Source organism: Gottfriedia sp. NPDC058432 (assembly GCF_042721555.1).
In the GTDB taxonomy this organism is placed as follows: domain Bacteria; phylum Bacillota; class Bacilli; order Bacillales; family Bacillaceae_G; genus Gottfriedia.
This window is the reverse complement of the sequence record NZ_JBHXLC010000001.1, coordinates 415036-441747: the sequence shown is the minus strand read 5'-3', so window position 1 is coordinate 441747 and position 26712 is coordinate 415036. Positions and strand designations below refer to the sequence as shown.

23 protein-coding genes are annotated in these 26712 nt (G+C 33.8%); 5 read left to right on the top strand and 18 right to left on the bottom strand.

The genetic code is table 11. The features are described from left to right. Positions 1–105 precede the first annotated feature (105 nt). From ruvX to cymR, 12 genes are all read right to left on the bottom strand, one after another. Complete coding sequence (ruvX, locus tag ACFWM3_RS02205; protein ID WP_056472707.1) at positions 106–522, bottom strand: Holliday junction resolvase RuvX; 417 nt, start codon at positions 520–522, stop codon at positions 106–108. 3 nt (positions 523–525) lie between these two features. Further along, positions 526–792 (bottom strand): IreB family regulatory phosphoprotein, encoded by a 267-nt coding sequence (locus tag ACFWM3_RS02200; RefSeq protein WP_056472706.1) that lies wholly within the window; start codon positions 790–792, stop codon positions 526–528. A gap of 114 nt (positions 793–906) precedes the next feature. Further along, positions 907–3558 carry an alanine--tRNA ligase gene (alaS, locus tag ACFWM3_RS02195; protein ID WP_390309945.1) on the bottom strand — a complete coding sequence of 884 codons (2652 nt, stop codon included), beginning with the start codon at positions 3556–3558 and terminating at the stop codon, positions 907–909. 356 nt (positions 3559–3914) lie between these two features. Further along, positions 3915–4982, bottom strand: coding sequence for an AI-2E family transporter (locus ACFWM3_RS02190; protein WP_390309943.1), 1068 nt, complete (start codon positions 4980–4982; stop codon positions 3915–3917). Between the two features lie 40 nt (positions 4983–5022). Then, on the bottom strand, positions 5023–5577 hold the full coding sequence (locus ACFWM3_RS02185; RefSeq protein ID WP_390309942.1) for a GNAT family N-acetyltransferase: 555 nt from the start codon (positions 5575–5577) through the stop codon (positions 5023–5025). 723 nt (positions 5578–6300) lie between these two features. Next, entirely contained in the window at positions 6301–6435 is a 135-nt protein-coding gene (locus ACFWM3_RS02180) for a DUF3918 family protein (RefSeq protein WP_082459514.1), read from the bottom strand. A 13-nt stretch (positions 6436–6448) separates the two neighbouring features. Then, a complete protein-coding gene (locus tag ACFWM3_RS02175; RefSeq protein WP_056472699.1) occupies positions 6449–6637 on the bottom strand; it encodes a hypothetical protein in 189 nt (62 codons plus the stop codon). 112 nt (positions 6638–6749) lie between these two features. Continuing rightward, a complete protein-coding gene (recD2, locus tag ACFWM3_RS02170; protein ID WP_390309940.1) occupies positions 6750–9107 on the bottom strand; it encodes an SF1B family DNA helicase RecD2 in 2358 nt (785 codons plus the stop codon). Positions 9108–9140: 33 nt separating this feature from the next. After that, positions 9141–9800, bottom strand: coding sequence for a tetratricopeptide repeat protein (locus tag ACFWM3_RS02165; protein WP_390309938.1), 660 nt, complete (start codon positions 9798–9800; stop codon positions 9141–9143). A gap of 207 nt (positions 9801–10007) precedes the next feature. Continuing rightward, positions 10008–11126: a tRNA 2-thiouridine(34) synthase MnmA gene (gene mnmA / locus ACFWM3_RS02160; RefSeq protein WP_056472690.1), complete on the bottom strand. Its 1119-nt coding sequence runs from the start codon at positions 11124–11126 to the stop codon at positions 10008–10010. 28 nt (positions 11127–11154) lie between these two features. Continuing rightward, the gene (locus tag ACFWM3_RS02155; protein WP_390309936.1) at positions 11155–12300 is read right to left on the bottom strand and encodes a cysteine desulfurase family protein; all 1146 of its coding nucleotides are present in this window, start codon (positions 12298–12300) and stop codon (positions 11155–11157) included. Positions 12301–12354: 54 nt separating this feature from the next. Continuing rightward, on the bottom strand, positions 12355–12771 hold the full coding sequence (gene cymR / locus ACFWM3_RS02150) for a cysteine metabolism transcriptional regulator CymR (protein ID WP_056472685.1): 417 nt from the start codon (positions 12769–12771) through the stop codon (positions 12355–12357). A 449-nt stretch (positions 12772–13220) separates the two neighbouring features. Between cymR and ACFWM3_RS02145 the strand changes: the two genes are divergently transcribed. Continuing rightward, the gene (locus tag ACFWM3_RS02145; RefSeq protein WP_390309935.1) at positions 13221–17342 is read left to right on the top strand and encodes a S8 family serine peptidase; all 4122 of its coding nucleotides are present in this window, start codon (positions 13221–13223) and stop codon (positions 17340–17342) included. A 71-nt stretch (positions 17343–17413) separates the two neighbouring features. Here ACFWM3_RS02145 and ACFWM3_RS02140 read toward each other — a convergent pair whose 3' ends face one another. Both ACFWM3_RS02140 and ACFWM3_RS02135 read right to left on the bottom strand, forming a co-directional pair. After that, a complete protein-coding gene (locus tag ACFWM3_RS02140) occupies positions 17414–17626 on the bottom strand; it encodes a hypothetical protein (protein WP_056472680.1) in 213 nt (70 codons plus the stop codon). 43 nt (positions 17627–17669) lie between these two features. Next, the gene (locus tag ACFWM3_RS02135; RefSeq protein ID WP_056472677.1) at positions 17670–18002 is read right to left on the bottom strand and encodes a DUF4257 domain-containing protein; all 333 of its coding nucleotides are present in this window, start codon (positions 18000–18002) and stop codon (positions 17670–17672) included. A 308-nt stretch (positions 18003–18310) separates the two neighbouring features. On the opposite strand from ACFWM3_RS02135, the gene ACFWM3_RS02130 reads away from it, so the two are divergent. Both ACFWM3_RS02130 and ACFWM3_RS02125 read left to right on the top strand, forming a co-directional pair. Continuing rightward, positions 18311–20071 carry a hypothetical protein gene (locus tag ACFWM3_RS02130; RefSeq protein WP_390309933.1) on the top strand — a complete coding sequence of 587 codons (1761 nt, stop codon included), beginning with the start codon at positions 18311–18313 and terminating at the stop codon, positions 20069–20071. Positions 20072–20728: 657 nt separating this feature from the next. After that, entirely contained in the window at positions 20729–21361 is a 633-nt protein-coding gene (locus tag ACFWM3_RS02125; RefSeq protein WP_056472673.1) for a DUF2306 domain-containing protein, read from the top strand. 43 nt (positions 21362–21404) lie between these two features. On the opposite strand, the gene ACFWM3_RS02120 is transcribed toward ACFWM3_RS02125, so the two are convergent. Then, a complete protein-coding gene (locus tag ACFWM3_RS02120; protein WP_056472670.1) occupies positions 21405–22694 on the bottom strand; it encodes a replication-associated recombination protein A in 1290 nt (429 codons plus the stop codon). Positions 22695–22831: 137 nt separating this feature from the next. Here ACFWM3_RS02120 and ACFWM3_RS02115 point away from each other — a divergent pair, with 137 nt between their 5' ends. Further along, positions 22832–23266, top strand: a complete 435-nt coding sequence (locus ACFWM3_RS02115) for an SANT/Myb-like DNA-binding domain-containing protein (RefSeq protein ID WP_056472667.1) — start codon at positions 22832–22834, stop codon at positions 23264–23266. 99 nt (positions 23267–23365) lie between these two features. After that, positions 23366–23584 carry a hypothetical protein gene (locus tag ACFWM3_RS02110; protein WP_390309931.1) on the top strand — a complete coding sequence of 73 codons (219 nt, stop codon included), beginning with the start codon at positions 23366–23368 and terminating at the stop codon, positions 23582–23584. Between the two features lie 67 nt (positions 23585–23651). Here ACFWM3_RS02110 and ACFWM3_RS02105 read toward each other — a convergent pair whose 3' ends face one another. From ACFWM3_RS02105 to aspS, 3 genes are all read right to left on the bottom strand, one after another. Next, positions 23652–23900 (bottom strand): hypothetical protein, encoded by a 249-nt coding sequence (locus tag ACFWM3_RS02105; protein WP_056472663.1) that lies wholly within the window; start codon positions 23898–23900, stop codon positions 23652–23654. A gap of 91 nt (positions 23901–23991) precedes the next feature. Beyond that, a complete protein-coding gene (locus ACFWM3_RS02100) occupies positions 23992–24759 on the bottom strand; it encodes a tRNA threonylcarbamoyladenosine dehydratase (protein ID WP_056472661.1) in 768 nt (255 codons plus the stop codon). A gap of 165 nt (positions 24760–24924) precedes the next feature. Beyond that, positions 24925–26694, bottom strand: coding sequence for an aspartate--tRNA ligase (gene aspS / locus ACFWM3_RS02095; RefSeq protein ID WP_390309930.1), 1770 nt, complete (start codon positions 26692–26694; stop codon positions 24925–24927). Between the last annotated feature and the right edge of the window lie 18 nt (positions 26695–26712).

Genomic DNA, 26712 nt, shown 5'->3' with positions numbered 1-26712 from the left:
TTTAATCCTTTTATGTATTAGTATAAAAGTGAAGAGGTGGAGGGGCCGCACAAAAAGTTATTTCTGCAAATACCATTGTTGTCGGCCAATCTCCATTCTTCTTTATCACTTTATACTATCTAAGTAGTTTTGTAAAATAACTACTGCTGCCATTTTATCGATTACTTGTTTTCTTTTCTTGCGACTTACGTCAGCAGAGATTAGAAATCGTTCGGCTGCCATTGTTGAAAGTCTTTCATCCCATAGTATAACCGGAAGATTGAATTCTTCTTCAATCATTTTTCCGAAACGCGTACATGCTTCACCGCGTTCTCCAATACTTCCGTTCATATTTTTAGGTAAACCTACCACTACTTTTTCGATTTCGTAGCTGTCGATGATTTCTTTTAGTCGGTCTAGTCCAAATTTCTGACGTTCTTCATCAATTTTGACTGTCTCAATACCTTGAGCCGTCCAACCAAGAGCATCACTTACAGCTACACCAATTGTTTTAGTACCTACATCTAGCCCAAGTGCTCTCATTAATTATTCTCCACGATGTTGTTGTAAGTAAGATTTAACTAATTCCTCAATGATTTCATCACGTTCTAGTTTTTTCATCATACTTCTTGCGTCATTGTGACGAGGAATGTATGCAGGATCACCTGATAATAAGTATCCTACTATTTGATTGATTGGATTATAGCCTTTTTCTTGTAACGCGTCATGAACCTTTAATAAAACTTCATTAACTCGTATATCTTGACCTTCATCTTGCAAACTAAACTTCATCGTTTTATCAAATGAATCCATACAAAGCACCCCACTTATCCGTATATTTTTAGCTAATTACATTGTACCATTTTTATTACGCAGTTACGAATCAGCTAAAAAATTTTATATCTGTTATTGTACACGATTTTTGTATTATTTTGAAATCGTGTTCATCCATTTTTCAACAAAAGCAACAGCTTCGTCTAATTTCGAAGGATCTTTACCGCCAGCTTGAGCCATATCAGGACGGCCTCCGCCTCCTCCGCCACAAATTGAAGCAGCTTCTTTTATTAGATTTCCTGCATGATATCCTTGACCTACTAAATCTTTTGTAACACCAGCAATTAAGTTTACTTTACCTTCATTAGCAGAACCAAGTAATACAACAACAGAACCAATTTTATTTTTAAGGTCATCAACCATTGTGCGGAGACTATTCATATCTGCTCCATTTACTTTAGCAGCTACAAATTTTACTCCATTTACTTCTTTTACGTTATTACTAATATTTCCTGCTTCAATATTGCTTAATTTTGAAGAAAGTGATTCATTTTCTTTTTGAACTTGTTTTAAATCTGATTGTAAAGTTTCAATACGAGCAACAACGTCTTTCGTATTTGATTTTAATAGACCAGCTGCCTCTTTTAGTTGGCCAATTTGTTCTTGCATATATTCGTAAGCTGATTTGCCAGTTACTGCTTCAATACGTCGCGTACCAGCTCCAATTCCTGACTCAGAAATTATTTTAAATGTACCGATCGATGCTGTGTTATCAACATGACATCCACCACATAGCTCAAGACTATAATCTCCAACTTGTACTACTCGTACTACATCCCCATATTTTTCACCGAATAATGCCATTGCTCCCATTGCTTTTGCTTCAGCAATTGCTTTTTCAGAAATTTGAACTGGGATGCTTTCCCAAATTTTTTCATTCACAATTTTTTCAATTGTTTCAAGTTCTTCAGACGTTACTTGACCGAAATGAGAAAAGTCAAAACGTAAGCGTTCTTGGTTTACTAATGAACCAGCTTGATTTACATGAGTTCCAAGTACATCCTTTAATGCTTGGTGTAATAAGTGAGTAGCTGTGTGGTTCTTTACAATACTTGATCGGTTAGCTTTATTAATTGTTGAATCAACTTTAGCACCAACTGATAAAGCACCTTCAACAACCTTTACGCGATGTAAATTTTGTCCGTTTGGAGCTTTTTGAACATCAAGTACTTCTACTTTTAAACCAGGAGCAGTTAAAGTTCCACAGTCTGCAATTTGACCGCCACTTTCAGCGTAGAAAGGAGTTACATCAAGAATTAAATGAGCTTCTTCTCCATTTGCTACATCTTCAACTTTTTCTCCGTCTTGTACTAGAACAAGAACTGTAGATTCAACCGAACCTTCGCTATAACCTACAAAAACTGAAGTTTCCTTGATTTCACGAAGTGCCTCACTTTGTACTTGCATTGAGTCAACATCTTGTCTTGCAGAACGCGCACGTTCACGTTGTTTCTCCATTTCAACTTCGAAACCGTCATGATCAACTGTTAATCCTTCTTCTTCTGCATACTCTTCTGTTAATTCAATTGGGAAACCGTATGTGTCATAAAGACGGAAAACATCTTCACCTTTAATTACAGTACTGCCTTTAGCTTTTGCATCCTTCATTACATTTGTAAGAAGTGATAACCCTTCATGTAATGTTTCATGGAAACGTTCTTCCTCATTTTTAATTACCTTTTGAATGAACGGTACTTTTTCTTTCACATTTGGATAGTAGCTTTCCATAATTTCTGCAACAACTGGAACAAGTTCAAACATAAATGGACGTTCAATACCTAATTTTTTAGCAAAACGAACAGCACGACGGATTAAACGACGTAATACATATCCGCGACCTTCATTTGAAGGAAGAGCGCCATCTGCAACAGCAAATGATACCGTACGGATATGGTCAGCAATTACTTTAAAAGCAGTATCTTGATCTAATTGTCCATTTCGATATTTTTGACCCGAAATTGTTTCAACAACATTAATAATTGGCATAAACAAATCAGTGTCAAAATTTGTGTCTACTTCTTGTAGTACACTTGCCATACGTTCTAAGCCCATACCAGTATCAATGTTTTTGCTTGGTAATTCAGGGTATTCTTTACGGTCTAAACCATCTTTTGAATTAAATTGAGAGAATACAATATTCCAAATTTCTAAATATCGATCATTTTCTAAATCCTCTTTTAATAATTTAATTCCAATGTTTTCTGGATCATATTTTGTTCCACGATCATAGAAAATCTCTGTACATGGTCCACATGGTCCTTCACCAATTTCCCAGAAGTTACCTTCTAAAAGGATAATATGCTCAGGATCTAATCCTAATTTAATCCATAAATCATACGTTACTTTATCCTCAGGATAGACTGTAACGAATAATTTTTCTTTTTCAAAACCAAACCATTCAGATGAAGTTAAAAGCTCCCAACCCCATGTTACAGCTTCTTCACGGAAATAATCTCCGATTGAGAAATTACCTAACATTTCAAAAAATGTATGGTGACGAGCTGTTTTCCCAACATTCTCAATATCATTTGTTCGAATTGATTTTTGTGAATTTGTTATTCTTGGATTCTCTGGAATTACTCGACCATCAAAATATTTTTTTAATGTCGCTACACCACTATTAATCCATAATAAAGTTGGATCTTCTACTGGTACTAAAGATGCACTTGGCTCAATAGAGTGACCTTTTTCTTTAAAGAAGTCTAAGTACATTTGGCGAATTTGAGCAGCAGTTAGCTTTTTCATTATATTAACCTCCATTTAGTAAATTTATAATGTTATAAAAACAAAAAAATCCCGTCCCTAAAACAGGGACGAGATGTACTCGCGATACCACCCTGATTATGAATAGAAAGCCTGTTGCTTAGGCAAAATGCCTCGAAGTCTATTCATCACCTCAAGAGACCGTAACGTGGTCTGACGCGTCAGTGATTAGCTGCATTCAGGAGTAGCTTTTCTGTCACCCTTCATTAAAGTTTCTTTCAGCCTAGGAAACTTCTCTCTTTTGCATAAGCTTAAATGGTTTAGTGACATACTTTTTCCTTCAAAATTTTGCAAATATAAATTGTATGAAAAAATAGTATCATTGTCAAAAATGAAAGTCAAGTTGAGAGACGCTCTTTTCTATTACTGTAATAGCGAATAACAGAAATGATGACCACTAATACCGGTACAGCAACTAACAAACCTATAAAACCAGCTATTTCACCTGCAACTAATAATGAAAACATAATAATAACCGGATGAGTATGAATTGATTTTCCAATTATGAGCGGAGAAAGGACGTTACCTTCGATCAATTGTAAAATAATTAATGTAATACCTACTCTAATTAATAAACTTGTCCCTCCTGAAGCGGCTAAAAACAGAGTTGGTACAGCTCCAATAACCGGTCCAAAATACGGAATGATATCTGTAATACCTATGACCACTCCTAATACTAGAGCATATTTCATTCGAACAATCCAAAGAAATATTGTTGCTAGTACAAACAGTAAAAAACAAACTAATATTTGACCACGAATATATTTTCCAAATGTATTATTAAGTTCTTTTGCTAAACCTTTTGCTTCATATCGCCATTTGTAAGGGATAATTTTCCAAAACATATTAGATAAGACCTTATAATCTTTTAAAAAGTAAAAAACGATAAACGGAATGATAAAGAGTGAAATCATATTATTTACTAATTGCTTCATCCATTCACCAGATTTATTCAATAATGATAATCCTGATCTTTCAGCGCCATTAATCATTAAATCAATCCGATTATGAAGAAAAATTGGCATTCTCGAAGTTTTTCGATCGATTTTTGATAAAAAACTATCATATAATGCCATAACTTTAGGAAAAGCTCTTAAAATATCTTGCCACTGTTGTTTAAAAATTGGGAGTAGTAAATAAAGCCCTAGTACACACCCTCCAAAAAATAATAAATAAATCAATAAAATCGCAAATACTCGTTTTATCCCTTTTTTATGAATATATTCAATTGCTGGATGTAACAAATAGGCAATTATTAACCCAATCAAAAATGGAACCATCGATTTTAAAACACCAATTACAATATGTAAATACACTGGTTTTAAATAATAAAATACTATTCCAACTAATCCAATGAGCAAAATTAAACATAATCGATATATCCACTTCAGCTTTAAACCGTCCATAAAAAAACCTCCATACTGATAATAGTATGGAGAATTTCAATTAAATTATGTGACTTGTTAAAAATTTTGCGAAGTCTTCTCTCTTCACAACATTCAATACACATTTCGTTTTTGCCTCTTGTTCAACGATTGTTAGTTCTTTTGGAAATTCATTCTCTACTCCAATTGTCATATAAGCTAACTTCTCTTGTGCCCGCCTAGATCTAGTATTCGACTCTTTTGCACCAGCAAAAACATAATCCATTTTCAACTCGTTAAAAGCAATTTTTAAAATTTCCATTTTTGAAGCTTCATTATACCCTTTCCCCCAAAATGGAACACCTATCCAAGTACCGATATGACAAATCCCATCTCCTCGGTCAATGTGCTTTAAAGTTGTTATACCGACTACTTCATCTTGTTCGTTCAATATTATCCGATTTATTACCTTACCTTCTAATTCCTGCTGAACAATATAACTAATAAATCCAATTGTATCATCAATATTATCCACTTTTATTCCCAATACATCTTTCACACCTGGATCTGATGATAACTTAAAAACCTGCTCTGCATACTTCAAATCATTTTTAACAAGCCTAACTCCCACTCCCACATTTACCATCTCTTTTCCATGTTTTTATAAATGATAAAAGAAGATGATCATTTTCTCAATGGAAAATTATAAATAATTGAGTAATGTAAGATTAGGATTGGATGAAATACATTGAAAAAACTTAGAACATGTCCTTTATAGACATGTCAGAGTGATAAAATATAAAATATTCAAGCGTAAATTAAGTGCATCTTATTGATATGATAATTATTTTTTTATCCTATAATGATATTAATATCTTTGAACGGCTTTATAAAATTAACAAACTAAGTAATTGTTTAGTCTTGAGAAGTTAAAAATATTTAAGAGCTTATTTTTAGAAAAACATTTTAAAATGATTATTATAATACGTTGAAGTTCGATCTTAATTGACCTACAAACTGGACCTTCAAACTGATTACCATGCTGTATGCTACTCTAAGTAAAGGATTTTAAAATAGGTTTTTAGTGTAACCATTTTTTGATGAATAAATTGATTGGAACGGAGGGGTGCTCGACTCCTATGGGATATGCGGGAAGCCACAGACCCCACAGGAACGCACGTGACGAGGAGGCTTAGGTCTCGCCCCATGGAAAGCGAGCATCCCGCAGTGGAAATCAATCTCACTAAACTCCTTTACGAAAATTTGGTTATTTAGTTGACAAGGTTGTTTAGTAATTAATTGTCTAACTCTTTTTTGACAATAAAAAAGCACATGCCCTAAAGACATGTGCTTAAAAAAATTAAAGCATTTTTTTCAATGACTTTCTCATACGTTTCATGTTCTTTGAAGTAAGCCATTTATTATCGTACATTAACTTCATCGCAAGTGCACCTGCACCTAAACCTAAACCTAATAAAGAGCTTTTTCTAGCCATCAATTACCCACTCCTACATACTAAGTTTTCGATCCTCTTCGTCAAATAAATCATCCAACGAACTTAACGTACCATCTTCTTCAACTTGGTGGGTATAAATAATGCCTTTATTAATTGTTAGTTCAATATAACATCCCCAACAATAATATTGATTTACACCTATTTTCCCTAAGTCTTTACTATGACAATTTGGACAATTCACAACGCTCGCTCCCTTAGCCTAAAAAAGGCAATGTTTCTAAGCATTGTGACCAAATTCTCATAAAAATATACGTTAGTACAGGAATCGTCTTGCACTATATATTCTTAGTCAATTACATGAAATCATAAGGTGAAAGATTTGGTAATTCATCTGAAAGCTGAAATGGTAAATCCTCGTTTAGTTGTACTTCATTATTTTCAATCCCTTTTAGTTTCATACAAAGAGTAGTTTGCCTTTGACCATCATCTGTTCTTCCAATGCCTTGAATAAATGCATCTTGTTCACCGCACATGATTAAAAACTTCTTACTTCTAGTCACTGCAGTGTAAATTAAATTTCTTCGAAGCATTCGATAATAACTTTTGACAATCGGAAGCACAATAATATCAAATTCACTACCTTGTGACTTATGAATTGAACAACAATAGGCAAGAGTTAATTGAGAAAAGTCTGGTCTAGTATAGGTCACTTCATTTCCATCAAATGAAACGATAATAATATCTTGTTGTTCTACATTCTCTTTGGCGAAAAAAATGTTTACAATTTCACCCATATCTCCATTAAAAACATTGTTTTCAGGAACGTTTACAAGTTGGAGAACTTTATCACCTGTACGGAAAGTTGTATCCCCAAAATTCATTTCACGTTGTTTTTCTTTTTTAGGGTTAAACACTTCTTGTAGTCCTTCATTTAGGGCATCAATTCCCGCTGGACCACGATACATCGGTGCTAATACTTGGATATCTCTTACAGGAAAACCTTTTTTATTGGCGTTCTCACACACTTTTTTGACGACTTCAACAACTTGTTGACTTGAACACCCAATGAATGAACGATCTTTTCTTTGTTCAAATAAATCCCCGGAAATTGTTCCATCTTTTATATAATGTGCAAGCGTAATAATCGATGAATCTTCTGATTGACGGTAAATGTCTTTTAATCGTACCGTTGGAACTGTACCAGAGTTTAATAAATCCTTTAAGACTTGACCTGGACCAACAGAAGGTAATTGATCCTCATCCCCTACAAAAATGACTTGGCAGCCTTCTGGAATGCTTTTTAATAATTGATTCCCTAGCCAAACATCGACCATTGAAAACTCATCAATGATTAGCAATTTTCCATTTAAAGGATTTTCCTCATGATGGCTAAATTCCCCTTCTCTTGTCCAACCGAGTAAACGATGGATTGTTACTGCCGGTAATCCAGTTGCTTCACTCATTCGTTTTGCCGCTCTACCTGTAGGTGCTGCAAGCAAATAAGGGAATGGATCATCTTTCGGATAAGAATGCTGATCTAATGATAAATCATGGATTGTTGAAAATAGATTAACGATTCCTTTAATAACTGTCGTTTTACCTGTCCCTGGTCCACCTGTAAGAACCATCATAGCTGACTCCATAGCCTTTTTGATTGCTTGCGCTTGTGAAGGTGCATATTTTACATTCATTTTTGATTCGAGGTCTTCTAACTCTTTTGCAAATCTAGTATCAGTCATTTCTCCTAAATCTGGAGCACTGCTTAATAATTTTTGGATCGCATTGACAATGCCTTTCTCAGCATAATAAAGAGCAGCTAGATAGATTCTCTCGTCTTCCATAACCAGCTTTCCGTCTGCTACTAATCGTTTCATTTCCCGAGAAATGTCGACTGCTTCGACAAGTTCTTTATCCTGTTTCATTAATAATTGTCTAGTTTCATCAATAAACTGATCTTGCGTTATATAAACATGTCCTTCTTGCATCGATAAATGCTCTAAAATATAAATACAACCGGCACGTATCCGATCTGGATGATTTCCTGTAATACCGATCGCTCGACCAATTTCATCTGCTCTTCCAAACCCAATCCCATCTACATCTTCAATTAACTTAAATGGATTCGTTCGGATAACATCAAGAGTTGATTCATTATAAGTCTTATAAATTTTAATCGACAGACCCGTTCCAATGCCATAGCTACTTAAAAAGCTGATTACTTTTTCAAGACCTTGATGAGATAGAATTGTTTCATAAATTTCTTTACCTTTGGATTTTGCCAGCCCGGGAACACCTTCTAAGCTATCCGCATTATCTAAAATTTTATTAATTGCACCTTCACCTAAATGGTCAACGATTTTCTCAGCTGTTTTCTTTCCAATTCCTTTAAACAAATCTGATGATAAATATTGAATAACACCTTTTTTAGTAGATGGAAGCTCTTTTTCAAATGATGAAATTTGAAATTGTTTACCATATCTCGGATGGTCTTTTACAATCCCCTTAAATGTATATGTTTCATCTTCATTCATCCTTGGGATATTCCCAGTAATGGTCATTTCCTGTTCACAATTTGATAAGTTTGTATCAACGACTTTTACCTTTGCAACAGTATAAAAGTTTTCTGCATTATAAAAGATGATTGTTGTGATATGCCCTTTAATATATGGTGTCTCATCAACAAACAATTCCATTTCACTTTGGGTTTGCATTTCTCCACCTCCCCGTCTTACACTAAACTAGCTTCATTCCTCGTCTTTATTTTCAATTACTTTTAAAGCATGCATAGCAAGCATATGGTCATCTTGACTTTCAATCGCTTTATTAAAATGCTCTTTCGCAGTTGTAACTTGATCATTAAACATTGCAATAATGCCTAGATTATAATGTGCATCAGCATGCAGTACATCTAATTGTAAAACCTTTTCTAAACTAATTTTTGCTTCATCTAACATTTCTAATTTAGCTAAAGTAAGGCCATATTGGAATAATGCGTCTACATCTTTATCATCTAACTCAATCGCTCGTTGAAAAAATGGAAGTGCAAAACGATCTTCTCCATTATTAACGCAGCATAATCCAATCATAAAATGAACATCACTATCGTTCATGCCAAGTTTCACACAATGTTGAAAATGCTTTTTAGCTAATTCATACTTTCCATCTTCAAAATACACTGTTCCAACTGCATAATGCGCTGCTGCCAATTCCGGATCAATTTCTAAAGCTTTTTCAAAAAAACGACAAGCTCGTTCTACATCTCCCATCGATAGTAAAAGCTGACCAAAATTAACATACGCTAATGAATTAGTAGGGTTTTCTTCAATTTCTTTCGTTAAAAAATTAGCTGCATCCTCTAAGTTACCCTCTTGCAGGGCTGCTACACCACGTTCAAAATTATTCATATATGACACCTCTATGTATTTTCTTTCAATTATTTTGGATAGAATCCATTTTCTATACTAATCAGTTTAAGAAACTTACTATATCTATTTAACACTATCACACCATAGTATACATTTCAAAGGAACGTTTCTTCAAAATTCTAACGGTAAATTAAGTATTTTCATTCAAAAAAACAACCCCAACCATTACGATTGGGGTAAATAGATTTATCTTAAATAAGTTAATTCATTACCATCGATAAATGCGCGATCAATTGTACCTCCACCTAGGCAGTCTGTTCCGTCGTAAAATACAACGGCTTGCCCTGGAGTGATTGCACGAATTTTTTCGTGGCAAAGAATTCTTACTGAGTTATCATCTAAAATGTGAACTGTTACTTCGTTATCTTCAGAACGATAACGGAATTTAGCAGTACATGTAAATGAACCTTCTTTTGGTTTATCTGATGTCCAACTAATATCAGAAGCAAGTACTTCATTACTATAAAGTAAGTCATTATGAAAACCTTGTTCAACTAATAAAACATTATTTTTTAAGTCTTTTCCTACAACGAACCATGGATCTCCATTTCCACCGATTCCAAGTCCATGACGTTGACCAATTGTATAATACATAAGTCCATCATGTTTACCTTTAACTTCCCCGTTCATTGTTCTCATTTCACCAGGTTGTGCAGGTAAATAATTACTTAGAAATTCTTTAAAGTTACGTTCACCTATGAAGCAAATTCCAGTACTGTCTTTTTTCTTAGCTGTTGCTAAATCCGCCTCTTCAGCAATTTTACGAATTTCTGGCTTTAAATAGCCTCCAAGTGGAAACATAACTTTCGATAGTTGTTCTTGGCCAAGTTGATTTAGGAAATAAGTTTGGTCTTTATTGCTATCAATTCCTCGTAACATTTTATATTCTCCGTCACGAAACTCAACTCCAGCATAATGACCTGTCGCTACATAATCTGCTCCAAGCTCCATGGCATGTTCAAGAAATGCTTTAAACTTAATTTCTTTGTTACACATAACGTCTGGGTTTGGTGTTCTACCTTTTTTATACTCATCTAAAAAATAGGTAAATACTTTATCCCAATATTGCTTTTCAAAATTCACTGCATAATACGGAATTCCTATTTGATTACAAACTGCAATTACATCTTCATAATCTTCGGTTGCTGTACATACGCCAAATTCATCTGTGTCATCCCAGTTTTTCATAAAAATACCGATGACATCATATCCTTGTTGTTTCAATAAATATGCTGTTACAGATGAATCTACACCACCTGACATTCCTACTACTACGCGAGTGTCTTTTGGATCTTTTTTATTCATAAATGATATCCCCTCGCATTTTTAAAATTTATATTTTAACTAATCGTTTTACAATTGAAGATACACGTTCTCCAAGTATACGGATTTGTTCGTCTGTATTTCCATAACCAAAGCTGAATCGAACCGAAGAACGTATTTTAGGTGAGTCTATTCCAAACATTTCAACTAAAACATGTGATGGATCTATACTACCAGCCGTACAAGCAGACCCGCTCGAAGCTGCTATGCCTGATAAATCAAGGTTTACCAAAAATGATTCAATTGAAATATCTTCAAATGATAAGTTTAACACATGTGGTGCAAAAAACGATTCATTTCCATTTTTTTCAAAACGAATGCCATTTTCTTTTAGAACATTCAATAAGATTTCATGGAAACGCAAATAACTTTTTACACGGTCATCTCTTTCAATGTGAATAACTTCTACAGCTTTTGCTAATCCAACAATACCAGGAACATTTTCTGTACCTGCACGACGTTTACGCTCTTGCTGTCCACCGTATTGCAATTGTGTAAAAATTGCATTTTCACTTACATAAAGAAAACCTACACCTTTAGGTCCATTAATTTTATGTGAGGATATGGATAAAAAGTCGACACCAAGTTCTTCAACATTAATTGGAATTAAGCCGTAAGCTTGTACTGCATCTGTATGGAAATGAGCTTTATGGTCACTAAGAAGTTCACCAATTTCTTTAATTGGTTGAACTGTTCCGATTTCATTATTAACCATCATAATTGATACTAAAATCGTATCTTCACGCAGTGTAGCTTTTACATCCTCTACATTCACACGCCCTGTATGATCAACAGGTAAATACGTAACCTCAAAGCCTTCCTTTTCAAGAGCCTGGCATGTATGTAATATAGCATGATGCTCAATGCTAGAGGTAATAATGTGCTTACCATATTTTTGATTTGCATAAGCAGCGCCTCGAACAGCAAGATTATCACTTTCCGTTCCACCGCTTGTAAAAATAATTTCGTTAACTTTTGCTCCTATACTATTAGCACAAATCATGCGTGCAGTATCAATCTTTTGGCGAGCTTGTCGGCCAAATGAATGAATACTAGATGGATTTCCAAAAGTCTCTTGCATTTCTACAACCATCTTTTCGATAACTTCTGGATGCATCGGAGAAGTCGCAGCATGATCTACATAAATACGTTCCATTTTTATTAAACCCTTTCTTTATGAAGCGTTCAACTATCTTTGAACGCACTAAAATTAAATATAAAACATATATCCGTTTAAATCGTCAGATTCTAATTTTGCTAAGTCCTCAAGACTCGTGTGGTCTAACACTTCATTAATCGCTTTTTGAACCCGAGTCCACAACTCTCTTTGTGCAGGATTTTCATCTTCAAGATTTTCGATTGGAGATAGTGATCCTTCAAGTGCAGTTATCACTTCACCTGCAGAAATTTCATTTGGTTCCTTTGTTAAAATATACCCACCATATGCTCCACGAATACTCTTAACTAATCCTGCATTACGTAATAATGAAATAATTTGCTCTAAATAATGCTCAGAAAGATTTTGTGCTTTCGCAATACTCTTGAGTGAAATTGGTTTATCACAATATCTTTTAGCTAATTCAATCATAACTGTCAGTCCGTATCTTCCCTTAGTTGAAATCTTCATTAATTCACTCCGTTCAATATACTGTTACTCTTTATTTTAATCAGATTTATATTATTTTTAAACTGTAGTAATACAATTATTGTACACTATTTGTCCTATAAATTCACATGCCAGGAAAAAAATGCACTAAACCAATTGGAAAAGTGCAATATCAATCTAAAAAATAGTATGTTTTAATTTTTAGTTTTACTATTCTAACTTTTTAACAAACCAAAGAATAAAAGCTTTTAGACTTACTCCTCCATTTTCACAAATAATCTACTATACCTAAAAATCCGCCCAACAGATTTTCACATGAAATGTTGTTAATATAAGGTTTCACTAAAATCCTTAAAATTTAATCAGTTAAAATTAACAAAAATGCATCAAAAATAACCCGCCTTCCATTCAAGGAATATTCTGTAAAATAAAAACTAGTAGTTTATTAATAGAGAAAGAAGTGGGGAAATATGCGAAAATCAAGGAAAAGTAAAACGAAACACCTTACATCCATTGGATTAAGTACTTGTCTTCTGTTTGGAACCTTTGCACCTATTACTGATCAGTTTAATGCAAAGGCAGAAACAATTTCTTCAAGTGAAGTGATATTAGCTAAACTGACACCAGAACAAAGAGAGGCACTACAAGCATTAAATTCGAACGAATTTAAAACGGGATTGCATCTTTCATCAGATGTAGACTTAAATAGTTCGAAAGAAGTTTCTGTAATTGTTGAATTTAAAGTTCTTCCTGCAAAAACTGAGCAGTTAACAGCAGCAGCTGAAGGAAAAAACATTTCACTTGAAACAGCTATGGCCAAAGTAGAGAAATCCCACATTCAATTTAAAAAAGATTTACAAGAAAAAGTAGGAAAAGAGACCAAATCAAACCGAACTCTTTATCAGATAAAACATACTTATAAGCATTCACTTAATGGGGTCTCATTAACAATCCCAGCTAATCAAATTAAAAAATTATTGCAATTTAGTGATGTTAAAGCAATTTACAGCGATTCTCAAGTTCGAGTAAATCCTCCAAAACAGATTGATGAAACGAAGGACAAAACAAACGTTGACAGTATACCATTTTTAAAAATAGATCAGCTTCATAAAGAAGGGTTTACTGGAAAAGGGATAAAAATTGGTGTAATTGATACTGGAATTGATTACAATCACCCTGATTTAAAGGATGCGTATAAAGGTGGATATGACTTCGTAGATAACGATCACAATCCAATGGAAACTACTTATGATGATTGGAAGAAATCTGGAAACCCGGAATTCTATAATGGTAGTTCTTATTATACCGAGCATGGTACGCACGTTTCAGGCACAATCGCTGGACAAGCTAAAAGTGATTCAGATTTCAAAGTAACAGGTATCGCGCCTGATGCTGATTTATATGTATATCGTGTTTTAGGTCCATATGGTAGCGGCGCAAATTCTTCAGTAATTGCTGGAATTGATAAGTCCGTAGAAGATGGCATGGATGTGATTAACCTTTCATTAGGAAGCGATTATAATGACCCATTAGACCCTACAAGTCTAGCAATTGATAATGCTGTACTAAGTGGTGTCACAGCAGTTGTTGCAGCAGGAAATTCAGGCGAGTACGGGATGTCTACATTAGGCTCTCCGGGGGCAGCTGCCCTAGCATTAACAGTTGGTGCAAGCTCAGCATCTACTAAAGTAACAACCTTTAAAAGTAGTTTCAAAGTAGGAAAACGAAAAATAAATGGAACTTTACAGTTAATGACTAAAAAATGGACCGATGATTTTAGCAATCTTTCTGGAACCTCATTTGATATTGTCAATGTTGGAGAAGGCGGTCCAAATGATTATTCCGGAAAAGATGTAAAAGGTAAAATAGCATTTGTTGTACGTGGTACATATGCTCTAATCGATAAAATGCAATATGCAAAACAAAACGGTGCAAAAGGAATTATTATATACAACAACAACAGTAACGAGGGGCAAATTCCTTACTTCTTAGGAGAAAGTAATGACAATATTCCAGTCTTTTCGTTGGATAATAATACTGGCTCAGCGGTTAGGGAATTATTACCAACTGGTCCATTAACTGTTTCATTAGGTGCACTAGGAGAGAGTGAAATTCCTGGTGACGTATTAGCAGACTTCAGTTCAAAAGGTCCATCAGGAACTTTATACGATATAAAACCAGAAATAACAGCGCCAGGCGTAAATGTACTTTCGACAGTTCCTTCCTATATCAATAATAAAAATGATAAGAATGATTATTCATCTGCATATGAAAGAATGTCAGGTACATCAATGGCCACTCCTCATGTTGCAGGTATTGCGGCACTATTATTGCAAGCAAACCCAAGCTATACACCTGCTGATATCAAAACAGTATTAATGAATACAGCAGACCCATTAAAGGGTAAGAATAGTGTATTTGAAATAGGCGCAGGCAGGGTTGACCCTTATGAAGCTATTCATTCAGATACAGAAATATCAGTTATAGATGAAACTCCGTATATTGAAAATGGACAAGAGCAAATCATTCAAGAGCAAACAGGTGGTCTTAGCTATGGTTTTATTCCTATGAATAACGAAGCTTCTTTCAACGAGTCAAAGAAGCTAGTAATCTCTAACTCAAGCAAAAAAATGAAAAAATATGCTATTTCTGTAGAATATAACGTAGGCGCGCAAGGTTCATTGGATGCAGAGAAAAATGGTGTAAATGTAAAATTATCTGAGGACTCTTTTAAGGTAAAATCAGGTACACAAAAAGAGCTTTCTGTCTCATTAATCGTTCCTAAAACAGCTGAAAAAGGAACATATGAAGGATACATTCGTATTGAAAATGAAAAAAATCCTGAAGAGAATTATCAAATACCATTCGGCGCACGTGTTGTTGAAGAAGGATTTAAATATTTTGCTGTCCACTCCCCATCTATCTCAAATAATCGCGTAATCGCACAATATAGTGTTAAAGATACAGATTTAGATTTCAATTTAAATTCACCTATGAAAACGATCGATTTTGTTTTAGTCGATCCAAAAACAGATAAAGATTTAGGGCTAATCACATCAATTAACACTACTGGTGCTGCTGTAGACTATGATTATTATTTACAAGATGGATTTGCAGGAAGATACTTCCCGTTTACTGGAAATGCTAAAAAGCCGATTGGATTTACTTCTACTTCAGCTCCAGATGGCGTTTATAAAATTAAAGCAATTGGAACAAATCAAGCTGGGAAACAATTTATAAAAACTGATAAAGTCTATATTGATAATAACGGAGCGACGCTTTCATTAGATCAAACAAATGCTTTACCAAAAGGAGATCTTCCATTTGTTGAATTAGCACCCGATCAAAAAACAGTTACATTATCGGGAACGGTAATTGATAACGAAGTAAGTGAGATGCAAAAGAACGGAATGAATGTAGCACAATCCAATAACAAGGTATATTACGGCTCTAATGGACCAGCATTAAGTATAAGCGTAGATGAAAATGGTAAATTCTCGAAAGAAATTTCTGTAACCGGGTCTTCCTCCGCTACAATGCTTCAATTTGTAGGAGCTGATCGAGCCGGTAATTCATCTGTTGCACCTACAGTTATTTACTATGTAAAAGCTGGAACGCAATACATTTACGCTAAGCCGAATAAAGAATCTATCACAATGGGTGATAAAGTAACCTATACTTTATATAGCCATGGATTAAAGAACGCTAAAGAAATGAGCTTTTCGCTAAATTATTTAAATAAATATTTTGATTCTGTTGAGATTGTAAAAAACAAAACATTACCAGAAGGTACAGAACTTACTTCTACAACTAGTGGTACAACTAGCTTAACTTCAAATATTACATTGAAAATGCCTAACGATGGTATTTCAGGCGATGTGCCATTAATCGATCTAGTATTTGATACTAAAGCCGATGAATATATAAATGTACTTAGTCAACTATTTAGTATTTACGGAGGGGCATACAAGGATTTGAGTGGGGCAACTGTAAGACCACTAATTCAAACAGGTCTACTTCCAATCTTTGCAGCCTATTCAAAAGTACAAGCTCAGCTTGGAGCCCAAGGCCTATATAAGGAAGATGGCACTTACAATTATTCAACGGATTACACAGCTGTTGGTGCAAATGTTAAAGCACAAGATTCAAAAGGTAATTTATATACAGGAGAAATACAAAAAAACGGGCAAATCTTTATTAATAACTTGCCAGCAGACGAACTTTTTTACACTGTTATTGTAGATGTTCCAGGGCATTTTACTACTTACACTCCGCTTGAAGTTGGAAGAAAAGCTGGAAATATAAGTATTGGAGAAAGTATTTATTATTACACTGCTAAATCGAAAGCTGGAGACATCAATAAAGACAACGTGGTCGATCTAAATGATGCACTTTTAATTGAAGCAAACTGGAATAAAAATAATCGAGATACTGATATTAACTTTGATGGCATTACCGATGCTAAAGACTTTAAATTACTAGAATCCAATTATTTAAAAGAAAATGATTATGTGTTAGATACACCGAGTCCAGTCCAAGAGCTTAAAGGTCAAACACTCCAAACAATTAAAGCAAAACTAGGAATTAACTAAAATAAAGAACTGGAACTCTAATTCCCGAGTTCCAGTTTTTAGTTGTTGAATAAAGTCAATTAAATGATTGCTTAACTTTTCAATTTACCAGCTCTTACGAATTGAGCGGCTGCTGCTTTTTCATCGAAATCTTCAACATTTTTTCTAGATTCTTTTATGTTATTTAAAAAGCTTATGACTTGGAATTCGATACTTTTTATTTCGTATTCAGTATCAGCATTTAATAAATCCTCTAATAAATCTAAATAAATTGCTTTCTCTTCAGGTGTTAGCACTAGCCTCATTACATGCCTCCTTCATCTTTTGCTAAGTAAATTATTGTAGATACTACACAATTTGCTTAGAAATATTATGCAGTGAACTTACCCTTTCCCGTTCAGTGTTAAGTGCCCTACTTAAAAGAAAGCTTTGAGATGAGAGACCAGCTAATATACAGTATCCGATTACCATACGCATATCCTTTAACATGTTTTCTGGTATAAATAAAGAAACAAATAATGTCGCGGCTGTTGCTCCAAATAAAATATCTGCAAGAAAACCTAAATAAAAGCCTTTCTTTCGTCTCACCGGGAGCATAATCGTACCTTTGTTAAACAGGATGTGAAAAATAAATCCGGTCACTCCACCAATGACAACCGCCAGGACATAGAGCTTAACCATGTTCATCCTCCATTCTTAATTTTAGGTACAAAAAAAATTCCTACTTTCGTTTCGAGAATAAGTTAATCGAAATGATCGCTAGGATTGGACAAGTTCTATATAAAATATGAACAGCTTGTTCTTATTATTATAAAAGCTTAAAAATAAATTATCAAAACATTTTGTAAAATTTATCCAATTGTGACAATAAATAAGGTAAAAGACCTGAATTTCCATTTAAACAAATACACTACAAGACTATTTAACTATTTCCCATTACCCTTATTATGATATATTGGAATTAAAAAGAAGCTAGAGGAGGTTTTAAGTTGGCTGTACAAAGAAAATTCAAGAAAATAGTCAATCAATTACGCCACCAAGATCTATATCAGCGCGCAAAAGGCGTAGACCAACTTAGAAAGTCTCTTCGTTCTGGTGCTTCTATTGAATCATTAATTTATTTATTAGAAGAAGCGGGAAGCAATTTCCCGAAATCAATAGAAGATTGGGATGATGGAAGCTATCACTTAGTTGGATTTTGTTCAGAGTTCGAACTCCAAGAATTAATAATTCCAATTGAAAAGAATTTTGAAGCATATAGTGAAAGAGCTAAACATCAAGCCCTTTATTTATTAATAAGTCTTAAATCAGAGTTAGCTAGAGATGCTTATATACGAATCATTGAAAAAAATAGTAATCGATTCTCGCTTGATATCGATGTTCAATTCATTTTCGAAATGACAAATTGGGCGCCTGAAATTGTAAAAAAATTATTACGTTTAATCGAAAATGAAGAAACTGCAGTTTCAATTTTCCATCTAATTCTGTTATGTAAAAGGAATTCAATTTCTCTACCTTTTTCATCCGATGAGAAAGATTATATAATCGAAAAAATTAAAGTCTTATATAAGCTTAAGCGAGATTCCTATTTAACTTATGATCAAGATTACAACATAAAATATGTGTACCAGGCTTGGAAGGAATCTTACCTCATCGTTCGAAAAGAGATGGGTATTTACCTTCAATTAATGCAATTTTATTTTGATGATAGCATTCATGAATTTTTACAAGAAGCACTTGAGTATAAAGATCCATACCTAAAAGTGGATGCTGTTATCTCACTGATGGAACATGGCGTACAATTTGAAAAAGAAATTCTTGATTATTGTGCTCACAATATTGAATCTGCTGTATGGTTTTATACAAAATTAAATGAATTTTCAAAGAAAGATATATACCAATTTACGGAAGAACATCAACTAAGTTTTGTGAAAAACAGACTATTTCTTTACTTAATTGCTCATGAAGATTTTGGTGTTATCCCTGACGAGATCGAAATTATAAAGCGTTATGATACTTCAAACTATTATGAACAAGAAGTAACTTATTATTTAACTAAATTTCGTAGTAAGCAAGAAAATTGGGAAGAAAATGATTGGATGGCTGCATATGTAGGGGCTTATATTTCTGAACAAATTCCTAGTCCACGATTTTATGATGAAACAATAACGGCATTTACAAAATGGGACAAATACACCGAGGACGAACATAAAAGCCAACTTGAATTATTGAATAAAGAAGAAAATGATAAATTAGGTCAAGAAGTCATTTTGGAATCAAAGCCAAGTTGGCATTTTGGAACCTATTTTCTTGGATTCCTAACAGCTGTTAGAACAGGTACTGCTTTCGGAAATCACGATCCTATTTATTTTTTATTACTAGCTTTACTATGGATTGTTTTCTTATATAAAGTGTATGCAACGATTCAACTTCGAAAAGAGTCGAAATTAATTTTAACAAGTAGACAGCTAACCTTAAAAAAAGGTAATGAATTGAAGTCGATCGAGCTTCACAAAATAAACAGAATGACCATTGAACTCCGAAAATGGGGTAAAAACGAAGGAAAAATGGCAGCATATCAACGAAAAGTAAATTATATTGTTTTCTACGATAAAGATGACGAAGAGATATTATCAATCCCTTCTACATTTATTAAACCTGATCTACTTTTCCTCGAGATAAAATTATTAACTAGTCATTTAGTTGATTCTCCAACTATTGAGGTTTTTGAAAATGATGTTAGTGCTTAAAAGTCGAGACTCGAATCTCGACTTTTTTTAGAGTGTTGAAATATAAAATGGTCAATAGAGAAAACGGACATTAAATGATCATTTATTAATAATTAAATTTTCAATTTTTGGATGATCTATTAATGGTTTTAAATGTTATTATGTTTGAGTAATTGCACTAGTAATGGTTTATTTCAGAAGTTAAAAGTATTATGAGCTAATTTTTAGAAAAGCAAATTCAATTGTTTTGTTTAATAATTAATGTTCGATATTAATTGACCTACAAACTGATTAATAAACAACTGATAGGATACTCTTAGTAAAGGCGATTTGAATAGCTTTTATTGCAGACTTTTTTTTGATGAATAGGTTGATTGGAACGAAAGGGGTGCTCGACTCCTATGGGATATGCGGGAAGGCTGAGACCCCACATCAGGTCTCGCCCCATGGAAAGCGAGCATCCTGTAGTGGAAATCAACCTCACTCTACTCCTTTTACGAAAATTTGGTAATTTAATTGACAAGATTATTTTCAACAGCGTGTAAAAAGTCCAGACCTGAGTCTCGACTTTTTTTATTCATGTTCCGTTCATATTAGATTGTTATGATATTAATTAAAGATTTTCTTACTAAATTACATATTAAATATCAAACTAAATATCGGGGGACAGGTTAATTTATGAATTCTAAGAAAAGTTGGTGGATTTTATTTATTATTTCGCTTTGTGTCATTATTCCTTTTATGGCTCCTTATTTTCTAATAAATCCTGAGAAAAGTCGGATCCAAATTAGTTCAACTTCAATTCAATATCCTGCTTTAATTACACATATCTTTTTTGCATTTATTGCTTTAATTACTGGGTTCTTACAGTTTGTAAAAAAGATTAGAACTCGTTCTCCAAGAATCCATCGAATAATCGGGAAGATTTACTATATTAGCGTTTTTATAAGTGGAATTTTGTCTTTGATTGTAATTTTCTATATTGAAAATTTTTCAAAGGTAATTTCTTTTCTTGTTTTAGCTATCTTTTGGATTTTCACTACAATTAAAGGTATCCATAGCGCTAAGAAGAAAAATTACATGGCTCACCAAATCTGGATGACTCGAAGTTTTGGAATCACATTAGTAGCAGTTAGTGGTAGAGTTTTAGTGCCATTTATATTATTAGCCTACTTTTTGCTAAATGGATTACATGTACCTGGTGGTAGAGAAAGAATGGTTGAGGAAGCTCTAAACGTTAATATATGGGTAGGTTTATTAATAAATTTAATCATAATTGAGTGGATTATATTAAAAAAGAAGGTAGATTAAGCGACAAACTTCGCTTTAATCTACCTTCTCGTTTAGTTTTGATCTATTTCCGATCTTTCTTAAACTGCCGTAGTTTTTCAAAAATAGCCCCGTAACGTTTTTCGTTACCTGCTTCTTTTGGTTTATAGTAAACCTGATTTACAAGTCGGTCTGGAAGATATTGTTGATTTACCCAACCGCCAAAATTACCTAAAGGATGATCATGCGGATAAATATAACCAATCCCATGCCCCATATCCTTGGCACCGGCATAATGACTATCTTTTAAATGTGCTGGGATATCATCATGTAGCCCACTTCTCACATCATTTAATGCTCGATCAATTGATGTCACACTAGAATTAGATTTAGATGACAAACAAAGCTCAATTACTGCATTTGAAAGAATAATTCTTGCTTCAGGAAATCCAACTTGCTTTGCAGCTTCACACGCTAGAACAACCTTCCATGGATCGCCAGCTAATCCGATATCCTCGTAAGCAATAACTAATAACCTTCGAATAATGCTAGTTAAATCACCCGCTTCAATGAGCCTCGCCAAATAATAAAGTGCAGCATTTACATCACTTCCACGAATACTCTTTTGGAAACCAGACAATGTATCATAATGAAAGTCTCCATTTTTATCATGATTAAAACCTTTTGAACGAAGAAATTCATCAATAATTTCATCTTGTACTACAATCGTACCGTCTGACTCTTTTGTAGAACCGTATACAATTGATTCCAAAATATTTAAAGATGATCTTGCATCACCGTTTACTCCATGAGCAATTTTTAAAATTTGTTCCTCTGAAATTTGGATTTGCAAATTTCCTAATCCTCTATCCTCATCTCTTAAGGCTTTATCTAATAATTTATAAATATGTTTTGGTAAAAGAGGTTCTAATTTTAAAATGTGGTTACAGCGAGATCGTATCGCACTGTTAACGTCGTGGTATGGATTCTCAGTTGTTGCCCCAATTAACGTGATAAACCCGCTTTCTACATATGATAATAAATAATCCTGTTGTAACTTTGACCATCGATGAATTTCATCTGCAAAAAGAATAATCTCACCGAACATTTTCGCCTCATGAACGATATCCTCAAGTTCTTTTTTACCAGAAGTAGTCGCATTTACAGTTACAAAACGTTTATCAACCGTACCAGCAATTGCATGGGCAAACGATGTCTTCCCTATTCCAGGTTCCCCGTGTATTAACATTGAAGGAACTCGTCCGTTATGTATTAATCGATATAACGCTGATTCTTTTCCGATAATTTTTTCCTGACCAATTAATTCATCAATCGTTCTTGGTCTCATTCGGTATGCTAGAGGTTCATGGCTCATTTTGCTCCCTCCTTTATAGCTCTTTTTACTATTGTAAATGAATTGGAAACATTTTTCATCTGCACCCGAAAATATTTCTTTTTACTAATAATATATTTGGTCAAGATAATAATAGATGAATTAAAGAAGGTGAAAAAATGAATGCTCCGAAAACAAAATGGTCACTTGAAGATGAAAACACATTAATAGAACTAGTTGAAAAATATGAAAGTAAAGGTAAATCGAAGCAAGAAGCATTTGAAATGGTAGCAAATATTATTAATCGGACAAAGACAGCCTGTGCTTCTAGATACCGAAAACTATCAAAAGATCATTGTAAAGAAATAAACACACCCACAGAAGAAATTACCAGATTAAATAAGCCAATAGATCCTCCTTCACTAAATTTAGAAATGATCATCCAATTCTTAAAGAATTTTGAACAAATGCATCAAGCTTCGGAGGAAAATTTGCAGTTAAAAGAAAGAGTAGATCTTTTAAAAATTGATAATGATAATTTAAATAAAAAAATTGTTAAACTAAAGGCATTAATCCAAAAGAAACAAAATGTATTAATCAATCTACTCGAATAAATTCGGACAAAATAATGTAAAACATTCACAGTATATTATCACTTGTCCTATTGTATAATGAAGTAACAAAATGGATGCAATAGTAAGGAGTATAATGAAATGAATTGGAAAAAAGGCGGTTTATGGATAATTATATTTTTTATTATTAAAGGTACGTTATCTACACTCTTAATTATTACTGGTGCTAAATACTTTAACTTATCATATATTCAAATTCTACTACTTGTAGTTGGACTATTAGTTATTTCTTTAATAGGACGTCAATTTGTGAGAGGACGTAAAAATAGAGCTAAAAATGAGAAGGATTTAAATATGTAATCCCTTTTACCTTATCCTGCAATGTGTCCGAGCAGACTGAAACCCCCAATTAATTTGGGGGTCTTTTTTATTTATTAGGCTTACGTTTATTCATTTCAATCGATTCCATATCGTTAACGACGCCATCTTTGCCAACCTTACCATTTTTCTCGACAACATTATTTTTCTTTTTATACTTAACATTAATCCGATTGGATAAATTATCTACATGATGCTGTTTTGAATCTTTTTCCACGTCACTTGTACTATTACAAGCAGTTAATATTGATAATGATAATCCGAAAGTACAAAATACTTTCAAGGCTCTATTCAACATCAAACACCTCCTATTGAAGGTAGTTTTTACATTAATAAATAAAAAAACTGTAGGAAATTAATTCCTACAGTCAGCAATGTTTGAGCATTGGTTATTCTTTACCTACACGCTTAATTTCAATATCCTTTATTAATTCACGCACTGCATGACTAGCTGCGATTAAGCCAGCAACTGATGGGACAAAGGCGTTTGAAGACGGTGGCATTTTTGCTTTTCTAATTTTTGTATTTTCATCTGGTACGATTTCTTTACGTACATCTTCACGAATAACAATAGGACTTTCGTCTGAATAAACAACTGTAACACCTTTTTGAATGCCTTCTTTGCGAAGTTTAGTTCGAATAACCTTCGCAATAGGATCGTGAGTTGTTTTTGATATATCAGCAATTTTAAATCGAGTTGGATCCATCTTATTAGCGGCACCCATACTTGAAATAAGTGGAATTCCCAGGCGGCGACACTCTTTAATTAAGTGAATTTTATATGTAATTGTATCAGAAGCATCAATTACATAATCTAATGGAATTTCGAAAAACTTTTCAAATGTTTCTTCTGTATAAAACATTCTATGTGTAATTACATCGCACTCAGGATTAATCTCAAGAATACGTTGCTTCATCATCTCTACTTTAGGCTCTCCAACTGTTGATAATAAAGCATGAATTTGTCTATTCACGTTTGTTATATCAATAACATCTTTATCCACTAGTATTAAACGTCCGACTCCAGAACGTGCTAAAGCTTCTGCAGAAAATGAGCCAACGCCTCCAATACCTAAAATAGCTACCGTACTGTTTTGTAATCGCTCTAAACCTGCTTTACCAAATGCAAGCTCATTACGAGAAAATTGGTGTAACATTTATTCAACTCCCACTATCTTAATCAGATTACAATGATTTAAATATACATGATACAAGCTATTTACATCAAGCTTGAATTAAAGAAAAACAGAATTTTTCTTAGTCCTTCAACAAGAAAAAGGAAAGGATTAAGAAAATTAATTCCTTCACCCTTCCTCTTTATTTTACTCTTCTACAGTTGTTTTTAACGCTAATTCTTCTAATTGTGCAGAAGAAACTGAACTTGGTGCATTTGTTAATAAACAACTTGCTGATGCTGTTTTAGGGAATGCAATTGTGTCACGTAAATTTGAGCGACCTGCAAGTAACATAACAATACGGTCTAAACCTAACGCAATTCCGCCGTGTGGTGGTGTACCATATTCAAATGCTTCCATTAAGAAACCAAATTGCTCTTGTGCTTCTTCTTCAGAAAATCCTAAGCATTTGAACATTTTTTCTTGAATGTCTCTTTCGTAAATTCGAACCGATCCTCCACCAAGCTCGTAACCATTTAATACTAAGTCATAAGCTTGAGCTTTTACACTACCTGGGTCAGTATCAAGTTTCGCAATATCTTCACGAACAGGAGACGTGAATGGATGATGAGCCGCAAAATAGCGATCTAATTCTGCATCATACTCAAGTAACGGCCAGTCAGTAACCCATAAGAAATTGAATTTAGATTGATCAATTAAACCTAAGTCTTTACCTAGTTTTAATCGAAGTGCACCTAAGCTATTTGCAACTACTGAAGCATCTGAAGCTACGAATAAAATTAAGTCACCTGCTTCTGCCTCTACAGCTAATTTTAATGTAGCAAACTCTTCCTCACTAAAGAATTTAGCGATTGGACCTTTAAAACCATCTTCTTCAAGTTTTAACCAAGCAAGACCTTTTGCTCCATAACGGCCAGCATATTCTTGAAGACCATCGATGTCTTTACGAGAATAATTTGCTGCTTGACCTTTTACATTTAAACATTTTACTTGGCCACCGTTTTCAACAGCTGAAGTAAATACTTTAAATCCACTTTCTTTAGCGAAAGAAGAAACATCAATTAGCTCTAAACCGAAACGAGTATCAGGCTTATCAGAACCGTAACGATTCATCGCTTCATCATAGCTCATACGAGGAAGTGGTGTAACTAGTTCAACACCTTTGGTTTCCTTCATCATTTTAACCATCATTCTTTCAGACATTTCCATTATTTCCTCTTGAGAAAGGAAGCTAGTTTCAATGTCTATTTGAGTAAATTCTGGTTGACGGTCAGCACGTAAATCTTCGTCACGGAAGCATCGTGCAATTTGGAAATAGCGTTCAAATCCTGAAACCATTAATAATTGTTTAAAAATTTGAGGTGATTGTGGTAATGCATAAAACTCACCTGGATGTACACGGCTAGGTACTAAATAGTCTCGAGCTCCTTCTGGAGTACTCTTCGTTAAAATTGGCGTTTCAACTTCTAAGAAGTCTTCACCATCTAAGAAATCACGAATTGATTTTGTAATTTTTGAACGTAATTTAAATGTGTCATACATAACTGGACGACGTAGATCTAAATAACGATATTTTAAACGAAGGTCTTCTGCTACCTCAGTTTTATTTTCAATTGCAAATGGAGGATTTTTAGCTTTATTAATAAGTTCAAGTTTTTCAACAGAAACTTCAATTGCTCCTGTTTCAAGATTTGTATTAGCTGTACCTTCACCACGAGATACTACTTTCCCGTGAACGTGAAGAATAAATTCATTACGTACAGTTTCAGCTAGAGCTAAAGCTTCACCTGAAGTTTCAGGATTAAAAACGATTTGTACAAGTCCAGAACGGTCACGTAAATCAATAAAAATCAATCCACCTAAATCACGTCTTTTTTGTACCCATCCTTTAAGTGTTACACTTTGACCGATATGTGATTCCCTTAGTTCTCCACATAAATGCGTTCGTTGTTCCATTTTCAATTCCCCCATTTG

Excerpts from the sequence above, each read along its gene's own strand:
- ACFWM3_RS02135 (WP_056472677.1), bottom strand. The coding sequence starts at position 18,002 with ATGGTTAAGCTCTATGTCCTGGCGGTTGTCATTGGTGGAGTGACCGGA.
- ACFWM3_RS02100 (WP_056472661.1), bottom strand. The coding sequence starts at position 24,759 with ATGTTACACCAATTTTCTCGTAATGAGCTTGCATTTGGTAAAGCAGGT.
- ACFWM3_RS02140 (WP_056472680.1), bottom strand. The coding sequence starts at position 17,626 with ATGAGGCTAGTGCTAACACCTGAAGAGAAAGCAATTTATTTAGATTTA.
- ruvX (WP_056472707.1), bottom strand. The coding sequence starts at position 522 with ATGAGAGCACTTGGGCTAGATGTAGGTACTAAAACAATTGGTGTAGCT.
- ACFWM3_RS02110 (WP_390309931.1), top strand. The coding sequence starts at position 23,366 with ATGAATTGGAAAAAAGGCGGTTTATGGATAATTATATTTTTTATTATT.
- ACFWM3_RS02145 (WP_390309935.1), top strand. The coding sequence starts at position 13,221 with ATGCGAAAATCAAGGAAAAGTAAAACGAAACACCTTACATCCATTGGA.
- cymR (WP_056472685.1), bottom strand. The coding sequence starts at position 12,771 with ATGAAGATTTCAACTAAGGGAAGATACGGACTGACAGTTATGATTGAA.
- ACFWM3_RS02115 (WP_056472667.1), top strand. The coding sequence starts at position 22,832 with ATGAATGCTCCGAAAACAAAATGGTCACTTGAAGATGAAAACACATTA.
- ACFWM3_RS02105 (WP_056472663.1), bottom strand. The coding sequence starts at position 23,900 with ATGTTGAATAGAGCCTTGAAAGTATTTTGTACTTTCGGATTATCATTA.
- ACFWM3_RS02120 (WP_056472670.1), bottom strand. The coding sequence starts at position 22,694 with ATGAGCCATGAACCTCTAGCATACCGAATGAGACCAAGAACGATTGAT.
- aspS (WP_390309930.1), bottom strand. The coding sequence starts at position 26,694 with ATGGAACAACGAACGCATTTATGTGGAGAACTAAGGGAATCACATATC.
- ACFWM3_RS02180 (WP_082459514.1), bottom strand. The coding sequence starts at position 6,435 with ATGGCTAGAAAAAGCTCTTTATTAGGTTTAGGTTTAGGTGCAGGTGCA.
- ACFWM3_RS02165 (WP_390309938.1), bottom strand. The coding sequence starts at position 9,800 with ATGAATAATTTTGAACGTGGTGTAGCAGCCCTGCAAGAGGGTAACTTA.
- mnmA (WP_056472690.1), bottom strand. The coding sequence starts at position 11,126 with ATGAATAAAAAAGATCCAAAAGACACTCGCGTAGTAGTAGGAATGTCA.
- ACFWM3_RS02125 (WP_056472673.1), top strand. The coding sequence starts at position 20,729 with ATGAATTCTAAGAAAAGTTGGTGGATTTTATTTATTATTTCGCTTTGT.
- ACFWM3_RS02155 (WP_390309936.1), bottom strand. The coding sequence starts at position 12,300 with ATGGAACGTATTTATGTAGATCATGCTGCGACTTCTCCGATGCATCCA.
- ACFWM3_RS02190 (WP_390309943.1), bottom strand. The coding sequence starts at position 4,982 with ATGGACGGTTTAAAGCTGAAGTGGATATATCGATTATGTTTAATTTTG.
- ACFWM3_RS02200 (WP_056472706.1), bottom strand. The coding sequence starts at position 792 with ATGGATTCATTTGATAAAACGATGAAGTTTAGTTTGCAAGATGAAGGT.
- recD2 (WP_390309940.1), bottom strand. The coding sequence starts at position 9,107 with ATGCAAACCCAAAGTGAAATGGAATTGTTTGTTGATGAGACACCATAT.
- alaS (WP_390309945.1), bottom strand. The coding sequence starts at position 3,558 with ATGAAAAAGCTAACTGCTGCTCAAATTCGCCAAATGTACTTAGACTTC.